Raw genomic sequence first — 845 nt, 5'->3', positions numbered from 1 at the left:
TTAACGTTGCTGACATTGAAGAGAAAATTGTTGCTGTAGCTCAGTCTTGGGAAGACGATCTAGAGCAATCTTTGTTTGATGCTTACGGCGAAGAGAAAGCAAATACTTATATCAACCGTTATAGATCCGCTTTTTCATCAAGTTATCGAGAAGAGTTTTCGCCTCGAAGAGCTGCGGTCGATATCGAGAATATAGAAAAGGTAAAAACTGAAAATACGATTGGTATGAGTTTTTATCGAACGATAGAAGAAAATGAAAAAGTCGTTCACTTTAAGCTTTTTCATGCTGATCAACCGATCCCATTGTCTGATGTCATGCCTATCTTCGAAAATATGGGGCTGAGAGTTATCGGTGAGAACCCTTACGAAAGTATTGATCGTGAAGGAGCTACGGTGTGGTTACATGATTTTATGTTGACGACAAGCGATCAGAAGCCAATTGATATTTCGAAGATTCGTGATAATTTCGAAGAGCTATTTATCAAAGTGTGGCAGGGAGACGCAGAGAATGACCGATTTAATAGGTTAATAATCAGTGCCTATATGAATTGGCGTCAAATCGCGATGCTACGATCTTACTCCCGTTATATGCAACAGATTCGCGTTAGCAACTCTCAAGAGTTTATTTCTAATACGGTGGTGTCAAACGTAGAAATCACGGCCTTGCTTAGCGACTATTTTGAACACCGTTTTAAACCCGGTGCAAACGCTTTATCTGCAAAGAATCTAAAGCTGCTAGATAAGATAGAAGAAAACTTTTACAAGGCGCTAAACAATGTACATAACCTGACCGAAGACAAGATTCTGCGTTTATATCTTGATTTGATCAAAGCAACGATGCGTACA

1 pseudogene is annotated in these 845 nt (G+C 39.3%); it reads left to right on the top strand.

Annotated elements, in window-relative coordinates:
• Positions 1-845: pseudogene (locus A3735_RS00930) on the top strand (NAD-glutamate dehydrogenase domain-containing protein); the annotation flags it as partial.

It is taken from the genome of Oleiphilus sp. HI0061 (assembly GCF_001635675.1).
Note: the sequence above shows the minus strand (reverse complement) of the source record. Positions and strands in the feature narration are given on the sequence as shown.